The following is a 25,861-nucleotide window of genomic DNA, read 5'->3' as shown; positions in this document are numbered from 1 at the left end:
GCGCATATGCGGGCTTTTGCTACAATTCTCGACGCACAGAAGAACTCACAAAAAGTCCCTCCTATTTCGCTGTTCACGCAACACTCGTGAGACGGCCTTCTATTTCCCAGGGCTGTTTTGACTTGAATTGAGACGGAGCAAACCTATGAGCATTCCTAAATACGCCGACTGGCAGAACCGGTACAAAATCTTCAGCCAGAACTGGCCGATATCGACGAAGGTGGCCCGGGAAGCGATCTCCGATGACATCAGGAAGTACGAGACGGAGGTCACCACGGCGGCGAAGCGCATTGCCGCAAAATCGATGCTGGACCATGTGGACGCCTTCGAAAAGCTCTGGAAGCGGGATTCGATCTACCCGATTCCCAAGGAGATTGCGGAGCTGCGGACGGCCGCTCAGATCGTATCCGGCGCAATCGTGTCGGGGCATAAATATGACTACGCATGTTGCATCGCCTACAAGGTAGGCACGAGCAAATTCGATCCGACTTACTGGGTTCAGGAAAATATAAACGGCGTGCAGTGGTATCAAGGCAGGCTTGTGCAGTACGACGGGAATCTGGACGACGAGGCAGACCGCACTCTGCGTTGTTCCTGGATGAAGGCTGCGATCAATCAGGCCTATTCGAGCTACTATGCCAAGCATTTCAACGATCCGATCGACGCCAAAACACTTAAGATTTTCATGGCGCCGGAGTTCTTTTTTCGTGGGAAAGATGGAGCTTACGACATATCGTTCTTCCCAACCATAGTGAACGAAATGCGCGGTTTGACCAAGGACACGAAGTTTAAAGACTGGCTCTTCGTGCTCGGCACGGTGATCGCCGCCACATTTACCGGCAAAGTCTATCTCGTATGCACGGAGTGTCGACAATTTGTTGAATGGGGCAATCGACAGGACTACAACGCTAAAGGCTTCACCTATGTGGGGATGGATCCAAGCGGCAAGCAGACTTTCGCATGTCCCGGTCTACCTACGGCAGTGGACTCTCAGCGCAAGGCGTGTACACCCGGAAGTGTGATCGAAATTCCGGATAAGGCGATCATCGACAACATGGCTCTGATACTGAAAGGCGGGGAGGATAGTGAGGAGAGCTTTCGCTATGTTCAAAAGGAAACTGTTTCCGCAATTGATTTCAGGCGACAAGTGACCAACAGGGGCGTTAAAAGGGGCAAGGCTGTCACAGGCTACGACAACATGCAGCTCTTCAATAACGACTGGAGCAAAAAACAGGGACGGAAGATCGAAGTGATGGGACGTGTTGTAACGGCGCTGCCTTCACCGGGAGCGCAGGATGTGAGCATTCCTAATTTCGACCAGCGGCCCACCGATAGCAAGGACGAATCAAAAAGTGGAGGATCGCTCTTCACGATCGACGGAATCAAGTTTGGACTGGAGATCTGCGTCGACCATACGAACGGTCGTCGTCTGCAGCCGACTGCGGGAGTTCAGATTCAACTTGTGCCATCGGCGGGTGCACACATTGCACATTTTGTGTGTCGTCCCGGAGGCATCGCGTTCAATGTTGACGGCTCATCGGCCGAAGGAACCTGCAACGTGCTGATCAACACGACAGGGAATCCGCAAAATTCTGGTGCGCCGGACCATACCTCCGGCGGCGCACCAGCGGGCGGCCAGGCGGGGACTGAAATCATTCTCTACGAACCGTCCCCGATTCCGTGGACATAAGCGAAGGCGGAAACCGGGGTAGAGGAACGTATCGGCCGATCTTACGTCCGTGCGATGAGGCAGCGGAATGTGGCGCCTACCCGATAACTGCCGTCGCTTTGCAGGAATGGGGTGAGAGCTGCGGCGTGCGCGGAGTTCACAGCTTCTATGCCTGAACCCTCGATGACTCGGGCGGCTACGCCGGAGGAGCGCAGGCCGCGGAGAGCTTCGTCGAGATTCGCGTAATGCCATGGGCAGTCCACATCAAAGACTTCTGTTGGCTCAAGGCCCGCGCTGGCGGCCAGTGCGCGAAGAGCAGCTTCGTCTGAGAGAGCAAATGGTCCAGGCGCGCCAGGTGGGGGCGGTGGCAACAATGGCCGCAATGCAGTAACCAGCGATGCGGCCTGCATGCCTTCCGGTTTTCCCCAGGTCATGATGAGTACACTGCCACCGGGGCGGGTTACGCGGCATGCCTCAGTGAGAGCTGTGACGGCGCTGGCAGCGTACTGGAAGGAGTTGAATCCTGTCACAACATCAAAGGCGTCTTCCTCAAATGGCAACTGCTCCAGCTCGCCAAGGCGGAAATCTCCGCTTGGTACGCGGGTCCGTGCAATCGCGAGCAGCTTCTCCGCCGCATCAATGCCGGCAACCTGCGCGCCACGCAGTGAAGCCATCTGTGCGGCCAGACCTGCTCCGCAGCCTGCATCGAGAAGGCACGTGCCGTGATCAACGTTGAGGCGGGCGAGTGCCGCTTCGTAAACGGGCTTGCAGGTTTGCTCCTGAATTGTGGCCCAGTCGTCAGCAGATGTTCCCCAGTAACGACCGTTGGTTTCAGATGTGGTTGGTGCGGGCTGGCTCATGGTGGGACTCTCCGTCACGCTTCGTACTTCCAGTTCCGCTTCCTGCCTTCTGCAATCCACTCTACCGCAATGGCTATACGCTTTTGGCGAGTCTCATCCCGCTTTGCTTCGGCGATCCACTCCATGTACTCCCGCTTGCAACTGGGGCTGAATGCCTCAAAGACTGCGAATGCTTTCTTGTCCTTCTTTAATGCGGAGGTAAACTGCGGGTGTATTTCAAGCGACGGTTTGGGTGCTTTGACTACGCTGTTGCGCGCGGAAATAGGGCTGACATGATCACCGCTATCAATCGACTGAGCTGCTAGACGGATCCATGTGATCATCTGCTTGTCCGCGGGCAGATCCTTAACGCTGGTGATGCGTCCCAGCGATCCCATGGCGCCATCGCGAACTACGCCGGAGTCCTTCAGAAGCTTTCCCATTTCCTGGCCCCAGAACCCGAAGCTGCAGTGCTCTTTAAAGGCGGAGAGGTTCGCGAGGATGACGCCTTTATAGACGAAGACCGGGCGGCTCCATTTGATGGCTTCTTCAATGCCGGGGCAGGCCTTATGCACGAGCTTGCGAACATGCTCCAGGATCGGCTGCGCGAAGGGCTGCGCTTTGGCGATGTACGCATCCACCTTGGGATTAAAGGCTTCCATTGTGATTGCTCCAGGTTCCGGTTGCGGCGATACGTCAGAATACTAATACCAAACGCCATTCATCAAACCGGAAAGACGGAATTCGTAATTCATGCGGGCATTCAAAAGTGCCGGCTCGCTTGCCGGCGCTGGAGCTGAAGGGAACACTAACATTGCGATAAGTGGCTGAAGCTTGCTCCAATAATCGTCCCGCAATTCGAAGCGCGGCGGGTGAAGCGCGGCATCCACACGGCGGACTGCGGCATCCGATAACCGTCGGAGGAGAAATCGTATGCAGAAACGGAAACTGGGTAGCAATGGGCCGGAGGTTCCGCCTATCACTCTGGGCGGTAATGTTTTCGGCTGGACACTTTCAGAAGCGGATACCTTTCACCAGCTCGAACGCGCTGTGGATGCCGGCCTGAACTTTGTCGATACGGCAGATGTGTACTCGCGCTGGGCTCCGGGTCATTCGGGCGGCGAATCGGAAACGATCCTCGGCCAGTGGTTTGCAAAGAGCGGCCGGCGCAAGGACGTGATTCTGGCCACCAAGGTGGGCATGGAGATGGGTGAGGACAAGAAGGGCCTGAGCCCGGCCTACATTGCGCAGGCGGTGGATGCCTCATTGAAGCGGCTGCAGACGGACTACATTGATCTTTACCAGGCGCATAAGGATGACGAAGCGACGCCGCTGGAAGAAACGCTGAGTGCCTTTGACAAGCTGATCGAAGCCGGCAAGGTACGTTACATTGGCGCGTCAAACTACACCGGCGCACGGTTGGCGAAGGCGCTTGATACCAGCCAGAAGTATGATCTTGCGGCTTATGTTTCACTGCAGCCGCATTACAACCTGGTGGAGCGGCTTCCATTTGAATCGGATCTGCTGCCGGTGGTGAAGAAATATCAGCTTGGCGTGATTCCGTATTTCTCGCTGGCTGCGGGATTCCTGACCGGCAAGTATCGCAAGCCGGAAGATGCGGCCAATGCGGCGCGTGGCGGCATGGTGAAGAAATATCTGAATGAACGCGGCTTTGCGGTGGTGAATGCGCTGGCCGAAATTGCGGAACGGCATAAGGCGACGCCGAGTCAGGTTGCGCTGGCATGGCTACTGGCGCAGCCGGGAGTTACGGCTCCAATTGCCAGCGCTACAAGCGACAAACATCTGGATGATCTGATTGCGGCGGCAAATCTGGAGCTGGATCGAGAGAGCATCCTTGAACTGGATGAAGTGAGCGCGCCCGTAGCAGCGTAAGAAAACGGCTGAAACAGAATGGGCTGCGATCGATCATGATCGCGGCCCATTTTTTGCTTAGGGTCTTACTGCGGTGTATACGGCTCCGCGCGTAGCACGTCGCTCAAAATGCCACGCTCCTGTGGGTTGAACTGGTTCTGATAACGGGCCGAGTTCAATACCGTGGCGCGCTGATCGGGCGGCACGGATCGCAAATCATGAAAGGCATTCCGCATCATGGCCTGGCGGTCTACGGGCAGCGCTCGCCATGCCTGTGCGGATTGATTCACGCGCATACGATCCTGCGGACTCAGCCGCTCCAGCATCTCGTTGCGGGCCAGGCGGCGCTGACGCTCGGCCTCATCCATACCGTTGACGTTGTGCAGTTGCTGAATCAGCCGCTGTTGCTCGCCGGAAGGCAATTTGCGGAAGCCGGGATCATTGCGCAGAATCTGTTCCTGGTTCTGCACGGGCGTGTTGCGATGATCGTTTAGCCAGGACTGCAGATGGCCCGGAGGCGCAGTGTTGGGGTTTGAATACGGCGAGCGATATGTACCCGCAGGCGCACCCGGATAGAGAGGGCGCGCCGTTGAATATCCCGGATAGCCTTGACCACCGCTCGGATAGGCGGGGCGGACAGGAGCAACGCCGGAATAGGGATTGCTACCGGGCTGGTTGCCGGGTTGCTGTGGATGACTTTGCTGAGCCTGTCCAACACCGGGAGCATGCGGCACGTTTCCACCACGCGGTTGCGACTGCTGCCGCGGCGCGGAGGCGCGAGGAGCTGGAGCCGAACGAGGTGCGGAGGAATGCGGGGCTGAATGCTGCCAACCACCCCCGAATCCGCTGCGAGCCCACGCCGGGGAGAGGCATAGCGCAGCCATCGTCACGGTTCCGGCAACTGCCCGGACCGTGCGGCGCGCAATACCCGTCTTGGCGGCGATGGTCACTTTCCTTCCCCCGTAGAGCCTTTCTTATTCCGGCAGCTTAATCCTGCGCCGGGCCGTTATCCTGCTGATCTGTGGCAGAGATGGACTCAAGCTGATCAAGCAGCTGTGCATTCGAGTCCAGCGTCTGCAAATCCTGCACCACCGCGGTCTGCGGCGTGGGTGTCGGCGGCTGTTCCCAGTATGAATTCAAGTACGCACCGCCGCCTACAAGCACGGCCACGGTAAGCGCCATGGCGGCCAGCGGACGAGCATGCAGTTGCTGCGGGTTGAGCAGCCAGCGATCCTGCAAACGCGCAACTGTTTGGCTCAGCCAGCCCGCGCGGGGAGCGTTCTTCTCTTCGCGAAGGCGGGCTTCAAAGCGGGTCATAAAGTAGGGATTGGGCTCAGGCGCCTGCCACGCGTCCATTGCGCCCATGGTGGCGCGCAGTGCGGCAAGCTCCGCGCGGCAACCCTCGCAGGCATCCACGTGGGCCTTCACTCCGGCAGGCGCGGCTTCAGGATCAAGCAATAGATCCGCCAGCTTTGTCTCCATCTCCGCGCACATGGTGTTGTTCTCCATCATGACCATCACCCCACTTCCCTGACAAATACGGCCAATTGCTGCCGTCGTTAAACGAAATCCTTAAGCGTCTCGCGCAACGTCTGATACGCGCGAAATAACAATGACTTGGTGGCCGACTCACTCAGCTTCAACACCTCGCCGATCTGCCGATAGTCCAGCCCCTGGTACTTATGCATCAACACAGCCATGCGCTGCCTTTCGGGCAACGCCTGAACATGATTACGAATGGCGGCCATGCGCTCGTCACGCAGAATCCGCTGCTCCACATTGAGCTCGTCGTCGGCAATTTCCGGCGTCGTGCCCGTCTCTTCATCCGGCACATCCAGATAGACATTGTGCGCCGCGCGCTCGTGCCGGGTATCCCGCGCGTGGTTCACCGCCAGGTTCGTGGCAATACGGTAAAGCCACGTTGTGAACTTGGCTTCAGCGCGGTAGCTCTCTCGCGAGCGGTAAACCCGCAGAAAGACCTCTTGCGCCAACTCTTCGGCTACGGCCTGGGTGCGAACCATCCGGTAGAGAAAATGCACCATGGCCCGGTGATACTTCGTTACCAGGTAATTAAAACCAGCCTCATCCCCGGCCGCCACGCGAAGCATAATCGCGGCGTCGCTGGCCGGGTCCAGCGCCTCGGCATGCATATGCGGACCCATGTTCGAGTCCGCTGCCGAGCCTTTGGCGCTGCTCGCTCCCACAACCGGATTGATGGTCAGGGTAGCCATATCTTCTGTAACCCCGCCCGGTTGGGAAGGTTGCGGCTTCTGGGCTGAATTCGATTCGGGTTCCGCCTCTGAAGCGGGGTCTTCAGGCTCGTTCTCCGCGCCGGAAGCAGAACGAGAGCCGCCTCCGCCTCCGGTCCTTGAGGGAAGGCCCGGATCGCCGAGCGGGCGCCCGCTGCCGGTTCGCCCCGCCGGCTCATTGGAGAAGAGGTCGCTGGAAGCCCGTATTGATCTGGCCCGAAATAACATGCGTTCACGTACACAGCGCAGCCGGATGCCCGGTTTCAGCCCCCAAAAACTGGCCGAACGCGCTTGCTGGTGTTACTCTAAACTAGTTGACCGCATCCGGCGCTTCTCTGTTGCCGGCCCCCTCACAAAGGGTGTAGAACAAGGCGGTAAGCGCACCTGCATGCAGGAATTGCAGGTTCCTTTCAGGGCGGTTAGTCTCAGCTGGTTAGAGCGCCTGCTTCACACGCAGGAGGTCGCAGGTTCGAATCCTGCACCGCCCACCAATACTGCGCGTATGGCGAACTGCGCGCTTTGCGCGCCATCAGCCCTTTTGGGCCTCCCGCTGGTCGGCGATGAGTTCCAGCAGAAATGCACATTTCTACTATCCTGCAAGGCCTGAATTCCATCTTCCAAGACTCGATATACCTTCAATTTTGCCTCTTTCAAGGCAATGCTCCGGGAGGCATTTTTGCCTTCTGCGGCAGGCCGCCGAATCTCCTTTCTTATTCTCTTGACAATGCAATTCTGGCTGAGATAACGTCTTCTCGGAATTTGCAGGGACCGACAAATCGGCCTGAAGGCATACGAACCGATTCCAGTCTTTCATGAGATGAAAGCGTTTTCATTGAAAGTAAACGGTTCACATCGATCAATGTCATTGCATTACTTCGGAGACGCCCAAAATGGTTAGAAAAGCAGGATCCCCCTTCCGCTGGCTGTTGTTATGTCTGCTAGCCGGAACCGCCGCCGCCAACCTCACCGCCCAGATCTCGAGCGGATCTCTTGCCGGAAACATCCAGGACGCCAATGGAGCGGTTGTTCCGAATGCTACCGTCACCGCTACCAATGACGCCACGCATGTCATAACCGTAGCCAAGTCCACCTCAGCGGGCAACTATCGTTTCCCCACGCTTTCGCTGGGCACTTACACGGTTACTGCCGTGGCGACAGGCTTTTCCACGGCTTCGGAAACCGGCGTGGTTGTGCAGATCAGCAGCACCACGGCGCTGGATATCAAACTCGCCGTTGGCGAAGTCAACCAGTCCATCACGGTGGATGCCAGTGGTTTGCGCATAGAGACCGAGTCCTCGGATATCAGCGGCACCGTTTCCAACAAGCAGATCGAAGATCTCCCGCTTTCGCTGGCTTCCGGCGTCGGCGGCCTGCGCTCACCGGAGACCTTCGTCTTCCTACTACCCGGCACCACGGGCCCCGGCAGCGGAACTTCAGGCAATACGGGCAACGGCGTATTCTTCTCGCGCATTTCCGGCGGCCAGGCTTACGGCGGCGAAGTGCTGCTGGATGGCGCCAGCATCCAGCGCAGCGAAAATGGTTCCTCGTTTGACGAGACCTCACCGTCTATTGAAGCGCTGCAGGAGTTCAAAGTCACTAATTCGAATCCCGCTGCGGAATTCGGGCGCAGCACTGCCGGCATTGAAAGTTTCGCCACCAAAAACGGAACCAATAGTTTCCACGGCACGGCATACACCATCATCAAGAACCGCGTCTTCGACGCCAATAGCTGGTTCAATAACGGTTACACTGTGCAGAATTGCCAGGGCGTCTCCGAGGTCAACTGCGCGTACTCCAGGCCACAGGACAGCAAGTTTGATTACGGCGGCGTTTTCAGCGGCCCTGTCTGGATTCCCCATGTCTGGGACGGCCACAACAAGACCTTCTTTCTGTTCGCGTGGGAGCAATACAAATTCACTCCGGGTGGCGTCATCGTCTCCACGGTGCCCACCGCAGCTGAGCGCAACGGCGATTTCAGCGACATCTACAATCCAACCAATTATGTGCCCGGTGGAACGCCTTATAACGGCCAGAATGTGTTGTGGGATCCCTGTAACAACCAGCCGGTAGCGTACAACGAGATCTACGATCCCAGGACCTCAACGAATGTCAGCCCTGGCGTCTTCTGCCGTACGCCATTTGCCAACAACCAGGTCCCGACCTCTCTCTTCAGCCCCGTGGCCCAGGCGCTTATGAAGGGCCTGCCGCTGCCTAACCAGGCGCCGCAGAGCACAGACGTCTTTGGTTACATCAACAACTATGCCTATTCCGGCGTAGCTCCGAACAACAACACAACCTATACGGTTCGCATTGATCAGAGCCTCGGCGATCGGAACAAGGTCTTTGGCACTTACAACACGCGTCAGAACACCAAGCTGACAGGAACGCCGGATTTTCCTGAGCCCTTCAATAACAACGGATACGCTCAAGCCTTTACCACGCATTACATCCGCGGCGGCTGGGATTTCAGCATCACACCCAACTGGCTGAACCACATGAATGTTGGCTACAACCGCACCAACAGCGTGAACCTGTCCGAGATATTCGGCACGTCGAACACAGCGGCAAACGCCGGCGTGGCGAACGACCACTCCGTCTTCTATCCGGGGATTTCATTCCCGAGCCCGGACGCGCCTTCAAACTGGGGCCAAACGCAGAATGGCATCAATATCGACAATGGTCTTCGCTTTAACGATATTGTGAGCTGGGTGAAGGGCAGAAACAGCATCCGTTTCGGCGTGGACTACCGGAACCAGCGGTATTCCACCAACCTGTATAACGTGGATAACTTCAACTTCTACCGCGATCAGACTGCGGCTGTCAGCAACTCCTGCTGCGGCTCGGGCAATCCCTTCGCAAGTTACCTTCTGGGCGAAGTGGGTGAAGGCGGACAGACGGTATACAACGTGAACCCGCGCTGGAAGTCCTGGTATGTCGCCGGCTTCGTCGAGGATGACATCAAGATCAGCAACGGTCTCACGATCAATGTCGGCTTCCGGTATGACCTTGATAATCCCCGGCATGAAGGCGGCAACCGCACATCCAACTTCGGCTTCACGACCCCGAATGCGGCTGCCGGGAATCTTCCGGGCGCGCTGGTCTTCGGCACCAACTGCCATTGCAACACTGCGTGGGCAGACACCTGGCGCAAAGATTTTGCCCCGCGCGTTGGTTTTGCATACGTACTCCCGAACACCAACGGCAAGATGGCTCTCCGCGGCGGAGCATCCATCATCTACGGCCCGCTGCAATACAACGACTTTGGCGGCAGCATGCTGCAGGGCTACAACATCAGCAAGAGTGTTTCGCTGGGCGGAACGGCTACCCAGGGCGGCGCCTTTACGCCGGCCTTCCGGCTCGACTCTTCCTCGCCGGCTGATCCGCAGAACAGCAACGCCGGCTTCCCGGATTACAGCTACGCTCCCAATACGGATCCCACGCAGTTGACGTCGCCTAACGGCATCGGCACCTTTAGTCCGGTGGCGGGCGATATTATCCGTCCGCAGGACGGGCGTCCTTCCATGACGACTACGTGGAGCCTTCAGCTTCAGGAAGAGATTGCGCAGGATCTCATCTTCTCCGCGGGGTACGTTGGCCAGGCATCCCAGAACCTCCGCTCCGGGTTCCTTACCAACTTCAACAACATCAACCCCTCCCAGTTTGGCCTGGGTGACCTGCTCAGCAACTCGCAGTACAACATTCCGCTGGGTGGTTCCAGCCAGGGATACAGTGCGCCGTATTCCAGCTTCACAGGCCCAATCGGTCAGTCCATCCGCCCCTTCCCGCAGTATGACTACCTGGCGGACGATTGCTGCCTGGAGAACCTTGGTCACTCGTCGTATCACGCTCTGCTGGTTTCGCTGGAGCGCCGTTTCCGCAACGGCTTCAACCTGCAAGCCTCTTACACATGGTCGAAGATTTTAACCGATGCCGACTCGCTGATTCCGTTCAGTTATACGAGTAACAACCAGCGTGAACAGGCGCAGAACTCCAACGACCTGAGAACCAATAAGGCAGTGAGTGTTCAGGATCTGACGCATCAATTCTCACTCAGCTACCTGTACCAGCTGCCGTTTGGCAAGGGACGCAAGTGGCTGAATCAGAACCGGGCACTGGATTATGTAATCGGCGGATGGCAGCTTGGCGCCATTCAACGTTACTCCAGCGGCCAGCCAATCGGCTTTGGCTGCGCCAGTGGAATTCCGTATTACCAGAACTGCATACAGTTCTCCGCTGGACCAGCCTCGAACGGCGCAACGGATTTTGCGAGCAGTGCATACAAGTCGAAGAAGAACGGCCCCAGCGTCTTTAACGGGGAGTCCTGGTTCAAGCCTGCATACCGCGTAGCCGGTACAAACGGGGCGATGGATGCAGGTGTTCCCATGGCACAGGCGGCCTTTGTGGACCAGAACCGCGAGGGTGTCGGCTGGGCCCGCCCGTACTCCCCGAACTGCGGAACTTCGGCTCAGCCCTGCTCCTTTGCTCCGTTTGCATTCGGAAATCTCGCTCGCATCACGGAGGCGGTTACCGGCCCGATCTACCTGGCCGAGGATGTCAGCCTCATAAAGGACTTTCACATCAAAGACAGACTCGCATTCCAGCTCAAGGGCGAGGCCTTTGACATCTTCAACCGTCACCGGATGGGTCTGCCGGACCTTGCACCTGGCGATACCGCGGTCTCCTCAAGCTGCCCAACCTGCAGCACCATCGGGTTCGGTATTCCTACCGCAACAGACTACGGTCCGCGTAACCTGCAGATCACTGGCCGATTTACCTTTTAACCGATTGCCAAAAGCGGAGACAGCTTATGCTGTCTCCGCCTTTCTCTTTGCTTTTGTTATTTGTTTTTCTTGCTATCATTCCCTGAGCCAACCTCCCGAGCGGAAATGGAACTCCATGCCCGGTTCATACTTCCACGGCTTTCTCTGTGCGCTGATTCTCGCCGGCCCGGGGGCTGCGGCCCACGCCCAAACCAATCCCGCCATTGACCCCATACTCATTCGTGCCGAGCATCTCCGCGCTCAGCACAAGCCCGATGAAGCCGCTACGCTTCTTCGCCCTTATGTTGAGCAGCACCCCGGCAACGCGGCCGCGCTCGTCCTCCTTGGCGATACTCTGCTCGACCTTAACCAAACAGAGCAAGCGGGACAGAGTTTCGCTCATGCACTGGCCGCGGTACCTGACTCCATCCCGGCCAATCTCGCAGCTGGTGAATTTCTGCTCTCCCAACACAATGATCCTGAAGCCATGGATCGTTTTGAAACGATCCTCGCGCAGGACTCTCACCATGTTGCCGCTCGCAAAGGAGAAGTCGCGGCCGCCACTGAGCTCGCCGTCACCAGCCGCCGTGATAACCACCCGGATCTTGCGCTTGTGGCGCTGCGCCATGCCTGCGAAAAGCTTCCTGACTCGCCTGAGTTGCAGCTGGATCGCGGCCTTCAGGCATTCGAGCTCAACCAACTTCCTGAAGCCGACGAAGCTCTGCATGCCGCGCGAAAACTCGATCCCGCGAACCTTGCGATCTTGTATGCTCTCGCACGCCTTGAAACCCAACAGCAGCATATGCCCGAGGCTGAGCGCGACTACAAGGCTTATCTCGCTGCGCGCCCCAACGATGCGACTGCGCACTACGGTCTTGGATATACCTATGCCGCGCTGCTACGCACGGAAGACGCCCGCCACGAGTTTGAAGCATCCATCCGGCTGCAGCCCCAGCAGACTGAGTCCTACTATCAGCTTGGGCAGCTCGCTCTTGATGCTCATCATGACGACGAAGCCAAACCGCTTTTTGAGCGCGTCCTCACGCGCGATCCCAACCACGCCGGCGCGCTCACGGGTCTGGGAGAACTTGCTTTCCGTGGAAAGGACTATGCCACTGCAGAGCAGCTTCTCGCCCGTGCTGAAAAATCCGATCCCTCTTACACTCGTCCGCACTACTATCGGGGTCTTGCGCTTGCTCGTCTAGGTCGCAATGAAGAGGCTCTGCGGGAGCTTCAGCAAAGTGATGGCCGCACGCATGCGATTTCGTCGCCAGCCGACACAACGCAGGCTCCGCCATAAATGGCTTTCCCTGCCCTGTTCTTCACTCTCTGTATTCGAACCGCTTTTAGCTACCAAAGGTGTCCAGTTATGTCTATTCGCACTTTGATGAATCGTATCTTTCAAGCCGCTCTTCTGCTTGCGATCTCCCTTGGGTCCGCCCTCTTCATTGCTGCGCAGCAGACGGCTGCACCGGAAGGCAACACATTCACTAACCCCCTGCTTCCTTCTGGTCCCGATCCATGGGTTATGTATTACAAAGGCGTTTACTACTTCATGGCTACTACCGGCCATAATCTTACGGTCCGGGCTACATCGGACATCGCTGACCTTGCCAACGCTCAGAAGCGTGTCGTCTGGACTCCGCCCGCTACAGGCCCTTACAGCCATGAGATCTGGGCGCCTGAGATCCATCGCTTTGACAACAAGTGGTACATCTACTTTGCCGCTGACGCCGGCACCAATGAAACGCATCGCATCTACGTCATCGAAAATCCTTCCGAAGACCCCATGCAGGGCGAATGGACGTTTAAAGGCCAGGTCACCGACCGCACCAACAAGTGGGCCATTGACGCATCCGCCTTCGAGCTTCACGGCCAGAAGTACATGATCTGGTCCGGATGGGAGGGGGACCATGATGGCGAGCAGGATATCTTCATCGCGCACCTGAAAAATCCATGGACCATCGACTCCGAACGCACGCTGGTTTCGCGTCCGCAGTATCCCTGGGAAGAGGTTGGCGATTTGCTCAACCGCCCGTCGATGCCTCATCTCAACGTGAACGAAGGCCCGGAGATTCTTATCCACAATCAGGACGTCTTCCTGGTCTATTCAGCCTCTGCCTGCTGGACTGACTACTATGCGCTTGGTGTGCTTCGCGCCGGAGCCAACAACAATCTGCTCGACGCAAAGTCCTGGCAAAAGTATGACCATCCGTTCTTTCACCAGAACCCCGAAGCGGGCGTCTATGCAACTGGCCACAATGGTTTCTTCCAGTCGCCGGACGGGAAGCAGGACTGGATCATCTATCACGCCAATTCCGAGAAGAACCAGGGTTGCGGTCCGCAACGCTCTCCCCGCATTCAGCCATTCACGTGGAACTCTGACGGCACACCGAACTTCGGTCCTGCGCTTCCCGGCGGCAAGCCTCTCGCAAAGCCTTCGCGGTAATTACTGCTCGTTAGTTCTGGCTGTGCTGCCCGTAAAGCGACTTGCTGAGATCAAACTCTGCGCGAGCTTTGTCTTGCTGCCCTGCAACGCGATACGCATGACCTAGCTCAAAATGCACCTTGGGATCGTTTGGGGCGAGACCAGCGGCGAGTTGCAGTTCGCGAATGCCGTGGGCGGAGTCTCCATTCGCAACCATGGCCATGCCCAGCTTTTCATGCGCCCATGCGGATTTCGGATCAAGCTCCACAGCTCTTTCAAGAAAAGGTTGCGCATCAGCGGGACGGGCTTCATCCAGAAGCTCGATTCCCAGATCGAGATAAGGCCAGGGGTCCTTGAGGTCGCGTTCCTTCGCCCATTGTGCAGCGGTGCGCAAGACTTTTTCCGCCTTCTGTGGATCGTTTTGCGCATCATAGGTGAGACCAAGATTCTCTTCGGCTTTGAGATTAGTAGGATCAAGCGCAAGCAACCTAAGATAAATCTTTTCCGCCTCAGGGAAGAGATTCTTCGTGTAGAGACAGCGACCCAGGCTGTAGAGAATATCCGTGTTGTTGGGCTCCATGGCGAGGGCGACACGCAGCCAGCGCTCGGCATCATCGTAGTCATCGAGCATCACGTAATTCAACGCAACGGATCGAAGCTGCTCGGTATTTGGTTTCTGTAATTGTGCGGCGCGGGTATAGGTTTCAAGCGATTCTCGAGGCTTTCTTTGTTGACGCAACACGAGCGCGAGTTCATAAAGTGCGTTGGCCGATTGCGGATTTTGCAGCAAGCTGGCGCGAAGCCGCGTTTCTTTTTCCACCAGCGAGGGATCAGGCGGAGCAACGGTTTCGTTGCCCAGCGAAATGCCTCCCGGCTGTACTGCTTTGGGCGGTGGCTGTTGCGCGGAGGCAGGATGTGTCCAGACAGTAAGCGTCAAGGCAGCCAGCAGAAGCGCCGTCGCAGGCTTTGTCAACTGCAGGGGCCGCATCGTTATTGCCTCATCTCGCTGCATCGCACAGTGTGGATGATTATTTCAGATAAGATCATCTGCTGACATCGACCACAATGTGTCTGGGAAGGCAAAATATACGCAGTGAAAGCAAGCAGGTATTGCCGGGCGCTATTGATGTGGGCAGCGATTGCCGCAGCTTGTTGTTCCTGGCTGTCTGCGCAGGCTGGCTCTTCAGCTGTCGGGCCTGCTAAGACTGTGCCGGGGCATTTCGTAGACATCACAGAGCAATCCGGCGTGCATTTTTTGCACCAGGCTCCGCATACCTCGCGCAAATATCTGCTGGAGACGATGGGGTCCGGTGTGGCGCTCTTTGACTGCGACGGTGACGGGCGACTGGATTTGTTTCTGGTCAACGGCGCTCCCTATTCAGACCCCACACCCAAGGGAGCCATCCCACAGAAAACCGGGCCGGAATACTGGAACCGCCTCTATCACCAGAAGAGTGACGGTACTTTTGAGGACATTACGGAGAAAGCGGGACTCGCAGGTGCTGGATATGGCATGGGTGCAGCCGCCGCCGACTACGACAATGATGGCCACGAAGACTTATTCGTCACCGGCTACGGTGGCAATCATCTCTATCACAACAACGGCAACTGCACCTTTACCGATGTAACGGCCACTGCCGGCGTGGCTGGCGGCGGCTGGTCGACAAGCGCTGCGTGGGTTGATCTCGACAACGACGGCCTGCTCGACCTGGTGGTTCTGCGCTACGTCACGTGGGACTGGGATGACAAATGGTGCGGGCCGCCGGAGAATCGCGGCTACTGCCACCCTGATGTGTTTGATCCCATCTCGATGCTTGTCTATCACAATGACGGCAACGGTCACTTTACCGAAGAGGCGCACAAGCTCGGCCTCAACAAGCCCGGCAAGGCACTCGGAATTGCTATCGGCGACTACGACCGCGATGGCCGCATCGATCTCTTTATCGCGAACGATTCCATGCCGGAGTTTCTCTTTCACCAGAAGAAGGACGGCACTTTTGAAGAAGTGGGCCTTGAAGCAGCTGTAGCCGTGGACGGGGACGGCCGCACCTTTGCCGGCATGGGCGTGGACTTTGCCGACTACGACAATGACGGCTGGCCCGACCTGGTAGTAACGACGCTCGCGAATCAGAAATACGCGCTCTATCACAACGAGCATGACGGCACCTTTGACTACACAAGCTACAAGACCGGCTTTGCGCGCATGACCTTGCTCCACTCCGGCTGGAGCCTCTTCTTCTTCGACTACGACAACAATGGCTGGAAGGATCTTCTAATCGCGCAGGGTCATGATCTCGACACCGTGGAGAAAAGCTATCCGCAGCTGCACTACCGCGAGCCCATGATGCTGCTGCATAACTCAGCGGGCAAATTCACAGACGTGACTGCAATCTCTGGTGCTGCATTGCAGCAGCCGTGGGTAGGCCGCGGCATGGCCATTGGCGACATGGACAACGACGGACGCGTCGATGCTGTCGTGACCACGAACGGTGGCGCGGCCCACATTCTGCGCAACGAGACACAGACCACGAATCATTGGCTTACGCTCAGGCTGGTGGGCCATAAGAGCAATCGTGACGGCATCGGCGCGGTCATCCAGGTCACTACTGGAACCGGCAGTCAGTGGGAGACGGTCACCACGTCGAGCGGCTACTTGTCTTCGAGTGATCCGCGGGCTCACTTCGGGCTGGGAAGCAGCGCAACAGCGCAGACGATAGAGATCCACTGGCCAAGCGGCATTGTGCAGACATTGAGAAACGTGGCCGGAGATCGCATTCTCCGCGTGGATGAGCCTACGGCAGGACTGCGCTAACGCCCCATGTGGCTGGATAAAAAAAGGGCAGAGGTTCACACCTCTGCCCACGATGACCCGCGTCTGGAGGGCGCGGATTCAAAAGCTGAGGCGAAATCCAAACTGGCCCCACACAGAACGTGGGATCGTGGTGGCGCTCGGCGCAAAGAAGCCCGCCGGCTTGCCGAAATCCGCCTGATCGGAGATGCTCGCCTCGATATTGTTGCCGTAGTTAGCGCGATTGGTCAGGTTATAAGCTTCAGCTATCAGCTGCAGGTTGACCCTGTCGCCAAACTTGAAGCTTTTGGCAAGACGCATATCCAACTCAAAGATGGGATCTCCGCGCAGCAGGTCGTACTTTGCGATCGTGCAGCTGGATGAGCCGCTGAGACCGTAGTAGCAATCCTGTGCGGACGCAATATCGTTCGCATAGGTGAAGTATGCGGTTGGAGAACTCTTTGGCACAACCACGGCGTTGGTGGTGCCGCCGCCCGTGTTGAGGGTGTTGGACGGCGCCGTGGGCTGCCACGGACGCGCTGACCCGTATTGCAGAATCGGAGACAGCTCAAAGCCTTTGGGCAGATTCACAAGGCCGTAGACCGTGACGTGACTCCGCTCGTCGTTTGGTGAAGGGCCCCACTCATAGGGGGCAAACAGGGCATAACTGTTACGCGCATAGTTGCGGAAGGAGCTGCCGCCGGTGTCATAACCATTCGCCCACGACAGGGTATAGTTGGCGCCAGCAGTGAAGCGCTTTTCTATGCGGTCTTTGAAGGTGAAGTTGATCCCGTCGTAGTGTTCGCGCCCTACAGCCTCCTCATTGCGAACGCTTGCCAGCTCCGGCTGATCCGATCCCGCAAAGGCCGGGTCCAGCGGACGAGTGCAGCATACGCCATCGACCGGAATCTTCTGATCGATATTCACGGTCCTGTTTCCGTGAATGCCGAGCACATGAACGTATTCTGCCTCGACGGCCGCACTGGAGTTGATGGCCCAGGTATAGCCGATATTGAACTCCTCCGTGATGGGATTGCGGTAGTGCGGATCCATCAGGCGGCCCACGCTACCCGATGCAAGTTCTGTCGAAGGCGGCGGAATTGTCGGCATGGGATCGACCCCATAGCGCCACTGGCCCAGTGTCTCGCCTGTGCCGGGAACAGAATCGCTGGGACTTGAGAGGCTGAGCACAGTCTGGAAGACGGTTGCATTCGCCATCTGCTCCATAAACAATGGAATGTTCTGGAAGACATTGCCGTAATACAGGCCGTAGCCGCCACGCAGCACATGATTGCCCTTGCCGGTCAGATCGTATGCAAAACCCACGCGCGGGCTGAAGTCAAGGTTGTCATCCTTGGCGATGGACGATACGTAAGGATTCGACCACGGGCTGTTCAGCGCGACCAACTCAAGATACGTGCGGCTTTGCTTAATTTTTGAGCCGCCGATCATATTGATGTCCTTGTCCCAGCGAAGCCCAAGGTTCAATGTCAGCCGGCGATTTACTTTCCAGTCGTCCTGCGCATACAGGCCGATCTGCTTGGTGGCAACAAGGAAGGTGGGGTCACCGTTGGCATATGCCATGCCGACCACAGCGCCCGGTGTGGCAAAGCCCTGCGGGTAGTCCTCGGTATCTGTTGCAATCTGTGTGGCCTTGGCGCCAAAGTCGATCTCCAGCGTAGAGCTGAACTCAAAGAAGCCCCCCTCAACCGGGTTGTTGATAAAGTCCACGCCGGCCGTCAGCGCGTGCTTGCCGATGGTCTTTGAGAAGTCATCCTTGAACTGCCACTTGCGCTGGAAAGACTGCTGCGGAACGTTGGTGTTGGTGCCAAAGGATGCCCCAGGGAACGTCACGAGCGGTGCGCTGATATCGCTGGCGATGAGGTTATTCCAATACTGCCAGCCCAGCGTGAAGGTGTTTACCGTGGTATTCGAGAGGACCGAGTTCAGCGTCAGGTTGCCGATCTGCAGGTGATTGATCGTAAAGTTTCCATTGGTCAGGTCGCCGGTTCCGTCCGACTGGTCGTTCTCGCTGTTGTTAGCCTGGGCCCAGAAGCTCACGTACGCGCTCTCTGTGGGCGTAAAGGTATAGTCGGCGCGGCCGCCGTAACGGTTCTCATAGAAAGGACGCGGAATGGACAAAGAAGGTTCTGCAGCAAGACCCGCATTCTTGGCAGCTACAAGCTGGTTGTAGGAGTCAATCTCTTCAGGCAGCCCCTGGTGCTCGCGTTCCCGCTCGAAGGCGAAGAAGCCAAAGGCCTTGTCCTTCAGGAACGGACCACCAATGGAACCGCCAAACTTCTGCCGGCTGTAGTCCGGATGCCCGTCCACCTGGCCACCGGTTCCATCCGCTTCTTTCTCGTCCGTATTTAAGGCAGCATCGCGGAAATAGCTGACGAACGAACCGTGAAATTTGTTGGTTCCTCGCTTTGTGATGATATTGATTGACGCGCCCTCGGAGCGGCCGTTCTCCGCGGAAAAGCGCTGCGTGCTGATGTAATACTCCTGCACGCCTTCCAGCGGCATCTGCATCACGGGGCCGCCCACGGTGTTGTCCTTGTTGTCCACACCGTTGATCGTGACGTTTACATTGCGTCCGCCATCGCCATTCACCGAAAGAATCGCATAACGATTCTTGGTCGGATCGTAGGAGTCAGCAACCTTCACGCCCGGCGCAAGGTATGCCAGATTGGCCACGTCCTGGCCGACCATTGGCATGTTCAGCACTTCGCTGGGAGTAATCGATGTGCCCACGTTCGTCTTCTCGATATCGACAATGGGGTTTGAAGCCTGCACTTCGACTGTTTCCGAGGCAGCGCCCGGCTTCAGACTGAAGTTAGAGGTCTCCGTGGTTCCTACCAGCAATTCAATCTTCTGGGTCTCCGTGGCGAATCCAGATCTCTTGACCGAGAGTACGTAGTTTCCGGCCTGCAGGAGATCAAACCGATAACTGCCCGTCGAGTTTGTCACTGACGTGCGAACAGAACCTGTTGCCATTTGGGTGATCGACACTTCCGCGCCGGCCACTACAGCCTGCGAAGAATCCGTTATGGTGCCGACGACGGTGCCGGTTGCTGTTGCCTGAGCAAATAGGGAAACCGGAGCGGTGACGAATACAGCTAGCAGGAGCAATCTGGAAGCAATGAATCTTGTCATCTTGTCTTCTCGATCCTTTCCGTACGTGAATCGATACAGTTTGGTCCGGGTTGGAGGAACGCGGCCCAGGAACAGACACAACAACTTGTATGCAGAGACAGCGCGGCCAGGCCTCTTGGAGTGGGTGACCAACAGGATGAAGCATGGCGCTTAGAACAGGAAGACGTAAGAAAATTCTAAATATTTCATAAGCAATCCTAGGTCCAAATCTTTGATGTCATCAAAATGCTTTTATTTTCATCGGCTTAAGCGAGAAACGAGAATCCCTGATGAACGTAAATCTTGAATTTGATGGAAAAATTCACTCAGAAAATACGCAAATCAGTAATTTTTATGTAAACCTTATTCCTCGTTTTACGTCACCTTCCCTCTTTGCAATATCATCCTCCCCATGACAAAGAAAATTCGTTGGGGCGTGCTCAGCACTGCCAGAATCGGCGTCAAAAAAGTCATTCCGGGCATGCAGGCCGGCGAGCTCTGCGAGGTTACGGCCATCGCCTCGCGGGATGCGGCGACAGCCCGCGAGGCCGCAAGCGAGCTTGGGATTCCCAAGGCCTATGGCAGTTATGAAGAGCTGCTGGCTGACCCCGAGATTGATGCAATCTATAATCCGCTCCCGAACCAGTTGCATGTGCCATGGACTGCGAAGGCTGCCGAGGCAGGCAAGCATGTGCTCTGCGAAAAGCCTTTGAGCCTGACCGTCGCGGAGGCTGAATCGCTGCTCGCCATTCGCGCGCGCACCCGCGTGAAAATCGGCGAGGCCTTCATGATCCGCAGCTATACGCAGTGGCTGCGCGTGGCGGAACTCATTCGCGATGGAGGTATTGGGACTCTGCGTGCCGTGAACGCGCATTTCAGTTACTTCAACGCAGATGCCACAAATATTCGCAATCAGGTAGAGTCCGGCGGTGGGGCACTTTACGACATTGGCTGCTACTGCATTCAGGCGGCGCGCGTTGGTTTTGGGGAGCTGCCGCGGCGCGTGGTGGGGCTCATCGACCGCGATCCAGCCTTCGGCACGGATCGGCTGACCTCCGCGATGCTGGACTTCACCGACGGGCAGGCGATTTTTACCTCAAGCACCCAGCTTGTTCCATATCAGCGCGTGCAGTTCTTCGGCACAAAGGGCCGCATCGAAATGGAGATTCCCTTCAATGCTCCAATAGATCGACCGACACGCATCTTCATCGATGAGACCGGCGAGCTCTTCGGCAGCGGAATCGTTACCGAAGAATTTCCGGTAGCCGATCAGTACACCATGCAGGGAGATGCTTTTTCGCGCGCCATTCTGGAGGACACAGAAGTGCCGGTGCCGCTGGAAGATGCGATTGCCAATATGAAGGTGATTGAAGCTATCTTCCAGTCGGCGAAGACGAGCAACTGGGTGACAATCCAGTCTTAAATTTCTAAGCAGCCGAGGCTATCGCGTACTCGCGCTCAATCGTCACCACGGTGATGTCGTCCTGCTGACCGAACCGCCGCGCCGTCTCCGCAATCTCGCTTGCCTGCTGCATCGAAATCTCCCGGCTGCGATCGAATCCGAAGAGTTCGCCTTTTGAATTCTGCGCCTCGATTACGCCGTCTGTGTAAAAGGTCAGCCGGCTGCCGGGAGGCAGTTGCAGCGTAAGCGTTTCGTAGTGCACCGGCGATGCAATGCCGAGAGGAAGTGCGCCGGGCAGCTCCACTTCCCTGCCGTCGAGATATGGCGAAAGATGACCCGCATTCGCGATGGTCACTGCCCCGCTGGCGGAAATATATGCCGCGAGCGCGGTCGCGAAACCGCCTGCAGTGTCCGTCTTGGATCGCCCCACCATACGCTCATTCAGCCTGTACAGCAGTGCTTCCGGCGCATGCGTATCGTCCGCTGCTGTGCGGATAGAGCCCACCAGGGCGGAGACGAGCATGGCTGCAGGCAAGCCTTTGCCTGCGACATCCCCCACCACCACAAGCAATCCTCCGCCGGCGACAGGAAGCACCTGAAAGAAGTCTCCACCCACCTGCTGCGCGGGCAGATAAACCGCTTCGACGGCAAAGCCGGGGACAATGGCCGTTTTTTCCGGAACAAGAACCTGCTGCACCTCTTGCGCAGCCTCAAGCTCTGCCTCAATCTGGGCCTGCCGCAGGCTCATGCGCGAGGAGCGCAAAAGAATGATGATTGCCAGTGCAATGACGGAGAGCGTGTCACACGCCGTGCCGATGTTGATACTAATTGGGCCCACCGGAAGGCCATTGAGAGCCGCAATGAACCGGGTGCCTGCGTCCTTTGTAGCCTGAAACTGAAACATCGTTCCGGCGATGATGAGACCGTAGACATACAAGCTGAACAGAACCGCCGGAATAAGCAGAATGCCGGCTTCGCGGCTTCCCTTGCGCCAACGATGAGCCAGCATGACAGGAATGATGCCTGCAAGCAGGATGATGAACGGAAGATTTGTGTAGAGCTGGATTCCGGTTAAGGCGGGAGCGAAGATATTCGTCAAACCGCCCAGCCCGTTCATGAGTCCGGCAATAACGAAGTAGCTGCGCCAGCGCCAGCCAATCTTGTGGCCGATAAAGGAGAAATACAGCGAAGCCCAGAGCCACGGCGAAAACAGCCGCGGCACAGAGAGACAGATGAGCCAGTACAAGGGAATATTGACGATGGGTGGCAGGATCAGCAGCGGAGCTTCTACAACCTGCAGCGCCGCAATCACGGCAATCCAGAAATACTCCCTCTGCGAGCGCTGCGCGGAATACAGGACCAGCGCGACGATGCCCAGCGCAAGATAGAGCGAACTGTTGAGCCATTGCAGCCAGTTGGTGCCAATCACATAGAGCCAATCGCTGCTGTAGAGCGACGACTCCGATCCCAGGGTCAGATTAGTGACGTAATAGCCGGGATAGAAACCGCTTCTCCACTCCACCGGATCCAGATGCACCCGCATGGCGATAACGAGTAAACCTGAAGCCATAAATTGTTGAGGAATGCGCGCGCGAACGTGCGCTTCATAGGTAGAGGGCCGGTAGGGCGAGATGCTCCCGACGGTAATGAGCCGCTGGCCGTTGGCATAAATCTCAAAGGCGCGGCAGATGCCGAGTTCATCCAGCGTAAGGTCCTTGTTCTCGGGATCGAACTTAACGCGAAGGCGATACCAGACGACTCGGGGGCGCTCCTTGCCATAGAGCTTTGTCAGCGCGGTGCTGGGATCGAATGGAGTCCAGTTGGAATCGTCGAAACCCGGCTGCGCATAGGCAGGATCATCACCAGCGTGAACAAGCCACTGAGCTTTCAGATGGCTGGGAGCATGCAGATGGGTAGCGTCAAAGAGATTTAACTCGGTCGACTGCGCGTACAGGGGCAGGCTCATCGCGAGCGCTGCAAAAACAACGGCGAGCAACCTCCAGGCACGAACTCTCAAGCCGCATCCTCCCGACCTCGCAAAGCTGAATACCAGATTACTCGAAGCCGGGAGAATGCCTGCTCGGGGATTGCGTTACCTGGCTCATCAGGCAGCCGAGGCTACCAGGTGGTCGCGCACAATTGTCACCACGGTAATGTCATCCTCCTGGCCAAAGCGCCGCGCCGTCTCCGCAATCTCGCTTGCCTGCTGCATCGAAATCTCCCGGCTACGATCGAATCCGAAGAGTTCACCCTTCGGATTCTGCGCCTCGATTACGCCGTCTGAGTAAAAGGTAAGACGGCTGCCAGGATGCAGTTGCAGCATAATCGTTTCGTAATGGATCGGCGATGCAATGCCGAGTGGCAGCGCGCCGGGCAGCTCCACTTCCCTGCCGTCGAGATATGGCGAAAGATGACCTGCATTCGCAATCGTCATTGCACCGTTTGGCGCAATGTAGGCTGCAAGCGCCGTCGCAAAACTTCCCTGCGTTCTGCCTACCAGGCGTTCATTCAGCCGATGCAGCAGCAGCTCCGGCGCATGTGTATCGTCTGCCGCTGTGCGGATGGAGCCCACCAGCGCCGAGACAAGCATGGCAGCCGGCAGGCCTTTGCCCGCCACATCGCCCACTACGACAAGCAATCCTCCACCAGCAACCGGAAGCACCTGGAAGAAGTCTCCGCCCACCTGCTGCGCGGGCAGATAAACCGCTTCGACGGCGAAGCCGGGGACCGAAGCTGTTTTCTCCGGCACAAGAACCTGCTGCACCTGCTGCGCGGCCTCCAGCTCCGATTCAAGCTGGGCCTGCCGCCGGCTCATGCGTGAAGAGCGCAGCAGGATAATGATGGCCAGTGCGAGCACGGAACCCGTGTTCGAAATATCGTTAAGCGAAAAAGTAAAAGGCCCTGCAGTAATGCGATCGATCAAGTTAAGACCGCTCAATGCTGTCTGCCGCCATGCGCCAAACTGGAAGAGAATGCCGAAGCCTATCTCTGCGTAGATATACAGGCTGAAAAAGACGGCCGGAATCAGCAGAATACCCGCTTCACGATTGCCCCGGCGCCAGTGGACAGCCAGCAGGACCGGAATCACAACAGCAAAGAGGATAATCACCGGGAGATTCAACATCACAGTCAACCACTGCGGCCAGGCAAAAAGCCCGGTCTGTGCCAATGCAATGATCGCGTTCGAGACACCAGCGAGGGTGAGAAAGGCGAGCCACCGCCACCCGGCGCGCTGACGTATAAAACTAAGATAGAGAGATCCCCATATGAGCGGCATGGCAAACCGCAGCAAAAGCCCCGGATACACCCACGCCTGCGGAATAGGATAGAGGGCAGAAAAGGCCGGCTCAATGAAATCGAGCAGTGTCAATACGCCTGCGGCAAAAATCCAGAGATATTCCTTTTGGTTGCGTTGCGAGATAAAGAGCACAAGCGCAATAATTCCCAATCCCATTTCCAGCAGATCGTCGAGCCAGTTGATGGTCTTGGCTCCAAGGATGCTGAGCGATTTCTCATTCTGAAGGGTTGTGAACTGCCCAATGCTGAGATTGCTGATGTCATAACCGGGATTGGTGCCCTTCCAATCCGCCGGCGTAAAGTGAGCGCGTAGAGCTATGACCACGGAACCGGAAGTGAGCAGACGGTTCGGAACCGGAGCCACTACGCGAGCGGCATACGTGTACGGCACGAATGGCTTCACGCTGCCGACGGCAAGGACGCGCTCTCCATTGGCATAAATCTCAAAAGCGTTGCAGAGACCGACTTCACTCAATCCCAGATCGCTCTGCGCAGGAACCACCTTGACGCGCAACCGGTACCAGACAACCTCCGGTTTGCTGCTGCCATAGATATTTTGAATGGATGTGCTGGGATCGAAAGGTATCCAGTGCGAATCGTCAAAGCCGGGATCGGCGTAAGCGGGGTCGTCGCCAGCGTGAACAAGCCACTGCGCATGAAGCAGACTCGGTTCACGCAGGTGTGTGGCGTCAAATACCGGTCCCTGCGCGCACAGGGGTAGGCTCAATATGAACGCTGCAAAAACAACTCCCAGCAATCTGCAAGCGCAAACTATCAAGCAGCATCCTCCCGGCCCACCAAATTTGAATACCAGATTACTAAAAGCCGGGAGAATGCCTGCTCGGAAATTGCGTTACTTGGCGCGTGTAGCCGTAAACTCGGCAGGCGGACGGTCACCAACCGTGCGTGTGAACTTGATGGAGTCGCCACTGATGGCTCCCTTGTAGGCGATCGTCATATCGTTGCCATTAAAGTTCACTTTCTGATTGAAGGTAACCGTGTCGCCGTCGATCTTGCCGTCGCTAATGTCGGAGTCGCCACGCGGCGAAGTGATCTTGCCGGTCAGCGCAGCTCCGTCCACGTGGAAATCGAAGCTGAGGGTCTGGGTTCCGCGGGGCGTTTCCACCGTGGCGGTCCATTTGCCGGTAATGTCGGCGGCAAAAGCGGTTACGGTGCCAAGCGCGACAAACAAGAGCGCAAAAGCAAGTTTTCTCAACATACTGCGGTTCTCCGATCTGAGTTTCAGTGTGGCATCCTGAAATTCTGTCCTGTGGGATGCCCGTGTCATCAAAGACGGGTAAAGCGTACAGGAAGTTACAGAGCGTGAGCAAAATTCACACCTGCGCGCAGGGCCGACGCATCTTAATTGCTATATGAGTGGAGGGTGATAGCGGTTGAGATGGAGGGATGAACAATCCTTTG

Annotated in this window: 17 protein-coding genes and 1 tRNA gene; 8 read left to right on the top strand and 10 right to left on the bottom strand. The window is 57.1% G+C overall.

The window, feature by feature from the left end; all coding sequences use genetic code 11:
- Nucleotides 1-145: 145 nt before the first annotated feature.
- A complete protein-coding gene (locus VO84_RS16385; protein WP_058188835.1) occupies nucleotides 146-1,690 on the top strand; it encodes a hypothetical protein in 1,545 nt (514 codons plus the stop codon).
- A gap of 41 nt (nucleotides 1,691-1,731) precedes the next feature.
- Here VO84_RS16385 and VO84_RS16380 read toward each other — a convergent pair whose 3' ends face one another.
- Both VO84_RS16380 and VO84_RS16375 read right to left on the bottom strand, forming a co-directional pair.
- Nucleotides 1,732-2,529, bottom strand: a complete 798-nt coding sequence (locus VO84_RS16380; protein ID WP_058188834.1) for a class I SAM-dependent methyltransferase — start codon at nucleotides 2,527-2,529, stop codon at nucleotides 1,732-1,734.
- A 14-nt stretch (nucleotides 2,530-2,543) separates the two neighbouring features.
- Nucleotides 2,544-3,170, bottom strand: a complete 627-nt coding sequence (locus VO84_RS16375; protein WP_058188833.1) for a YdeI/OmpD-associated family protein — start codon at nucleotides 3,168-3,170, stop codon at nucleotides 2,544-2,546.
- Nucleotides 3,171-3,441: 271 nt separating this feature from the next.
- On the opposite strand from VO84_RS16375, the gene VO84_RS16370 reads away from it, so the two are divergent.
- Nucleotides 3,442-4,401 carry an aldo/keto reductase gene (locus VO84_RS16370; protein WP_058188832.1) on the top strand — a complete coding sequence of 320 codons (960 nt, stop codon included), beginning with the start codon at nucleotides 3,442-3,444 and terminating at the stop codon, nucleotides 4,399-4,401.
- Between the two features lie 65 nt (nucleotides 4,402-4,466).
- Here the strand turns inward: VO84_RS16370 and VO84_RS16365 are convergent, their stop codons facing one another.
- The 3 genes from VO84_RS16365 to VO84_RS16355 are packed head-to-tail and all read right to left on the bottom strand — an operon-like array spanning nucleotide 4,467 to nucleotide 6,857.
- Nucleotides 4,467-5,330 carry a DUF3106 domain-containing protein gene (locus tag VO84_RS16365; protein ID WP_058188831.1) on the bottom strand — a complete coding sequence of 288 codons (864 nt, stop codon included), beginning with the start codon at nucleotides 5,328-5,330 and terminating at the stop codon, nucleotides 4,467-4,469.
- A gap of 37 nt (nucleotides 5,331-5,367) precedes the next feature.
- Nucleotides 5,368-5,898, bottom strand: a complete 531-nt coding sequence (locus VO84_RS16360) for an anti-sigma factor (protein WP_058188830.1) — start codon at nucleotides 5,896-5,898, stop codon at nucleotides 5,368-5,370.
- Nucleotides 5,899-5,939: 41 nt separating this feature from the next.
- Nucleotides 5,940-6,857: an RNA polymerase sigma factor gene (locus VO84_RS16355; RefSeq protein WP_082662097.1), complete on the bottom strand. Its 918-nt coding sequence runs from the start codon at nucleotides 6,855-6,857 to the stop codon at nucleotides 5,940-5,942.
- 185 nt (nucleotides 6,858-7,042) lie between these two features.
- Between VO84_RS16355 and VO84_RS16350 the strand changes: the two genes are divergently transcribed.
- The 4 genes from VO84_RS16350 (at nucleotide 7,043) to VO84_RS16335 (ending at nucleotide 13,838) form a co-directional block, all read left to right on the top strand.
- Nucleotides 7,043-7,120: transfer RNA gene (locus VO84_RS16350), tRNA-Val, on the top strand.
- A 399-nt stretch (nucleotides 7,121-7,519) separates the two neighbouring features.
- Nucleotides 7,520-11,410 (top strand): TonB-dependent receptor, encoded by a 3,891-nt coding sequence (locus VO84_RS16345; RefSeq protein ID WP_058188829.1) that lies wholly within the window; start codon nucleotides 7,520-7,522, stop codon nucleotides 11,408-11,410.
- 115 nt (nucleotides 11,411-11,525) lie between these two features.
- Entirely contained in the window at nucleotides 11,526-12,689 is a 1,164-nt protein-coding gene (locus VO84_RS16340) for a tetratricopeptide repeat protein (RefSeq protein ID WP_058188828.1), read from the top strand.
- Between the two features lie 87 nt (nucleotides 12,690-12,776).
- Entirely contained in the window at nucleotides 12,777-13,838 is a 1,062-nt protein-coding gene (locus tag VO84_RS16335; protein WP_058188827.1) for a glycoside hydrolase family 43 protein, read from the top strand.
- 10 nt (nucleotides 13,839-13,848) lie between these two features.
- On the opposite strand, the gene VO84_RS16330 is transcribed toward VO84_RS16335, so the two are convergent.
- Complete coding sequence (locus VO84_RS16330) at nucleotides 13,849-14,805, bottom strand: tetratricopeptide repeat protein (protein ID WP_058188826.1); 957 nt, start codon at nucleotides 14,803-14,805, stop codon at nucleotides 13,849-13,851.
- Between the two features lie 105 nt (nucleotides 14,806-14,910).
- On the opposite strand from VO84_RS16330, the gene VO84_RS16325 reads away from it, so the two are divergent.
- The gene (locus VO84_RS16325) at nucleotides 14,911-16,629 is read left to right on the top strand and encodes a CRTAC1 family protein (RefSeq protein WP_231738014.1); all 1,719 of its coding nucleotides are present in this window, start codon (nucleotides 14,911-14,913) and stop codon (nucleotides 16,627-16,629) included.
- 78 nt (nucleotides 16,630-16,707) lie between these two features.
- Here VO84_RS16325 and VO84_RS16320 read toward each other — a convergent pair whose 3' ends face one another.
- Nucleotides 16,708-19,761 carry a TonB-dependent receptor gene (locus VO84_RS16320; RefSeq protein WP_058188825.1) on the bottom strand — a complete coding sequence of 1,018 codons (3,054 nt, stop codon included), beginning with the start codon at nucleotides 19,759-19,761 and terminating at the stop codon, nucleotides 16,708-16,710.
- Nucleotides 19,762-20,152: 391 nt separating this feature from the next.
- On the opposite strand from VO84_RS16320, the gene VO84_RS16315 reads away from it, so the two are divergent.
- On the top strand, nucleotides 20,153-21,163 hold the full coding sequence (locus VO84_RS16315; RefSeq protein WP_058188824.1) for a Gfo/Idh/MocA family protein: 1,011 nt from the start codon (nucleotides 20,153-20,155) through the stop codon (nucleotides 21,161-21,163).
- Nucleotides 21,164-21,167: 4 nt separating this feature from the next.
- Here VO84_RS16315 and VO84_RS16310 read toward each other — a convergent pair whose 3' ends face one another.
- From VO84_RS16310 to VO84_RS16300, 3 genes are all read right to left on the bottom strand, one after another.
- Nucleotides 21,168-23,159 (bottom strand): PP2C family protein-serine/threonine phosphatase, encoded by a 1,992-nt coding sequence (locus VO84_RS16310; RefSeq protein ID WP_157439957.1) that lies wholly within the window; start codon nucleotides 23,157-23,159, stop codon nucleotides 21,168-21,170.
- An 87-nt stretch (nucleotides 23,160-23,246) separates the two neighbouring features.
- Nucleotides 23,247-25,166 carry a PP2C family protein-serine/threonine phosphatase gene (locus VO84_RS16305; protein WP_157439956.1) on the bottom strand — a complete coding sequence of 640 codons (1,920 nt, stop codon included), beginning with the start codon at nucleotides 25,164-25,166 and terminating at the stop codon, nucleotides 23,247-23,249.
- Between the two features lie 126 nt (nucleotides 25,167-25,292).
- Entirely contained in the window at nucleotides 25,293-25,658 is a 366-nt protein-coding gene (locus VO84_RS16300) for a hypothetical protein (RefSeq protein ID WP_058188821.1), read from the bottom strand.
- Nucleotides 25,659-25,861 lie beyond the last annotated feature (203 nt).

Source organism: Occallatibacter gabretensis (genome assembly GCF_001449115.1).
Taxonomy (GTDB): Bacteria; Acidobacteriota; Terriglobia; order Terriglobales; family Acidobacteriaceae; genus Telmatobacter; species Telmatobacter gabretensis.
Note: the sequence above shows the minus strand (reverse complement) of the source record. Positions and strands in the feature narration are given on the sequence as shown.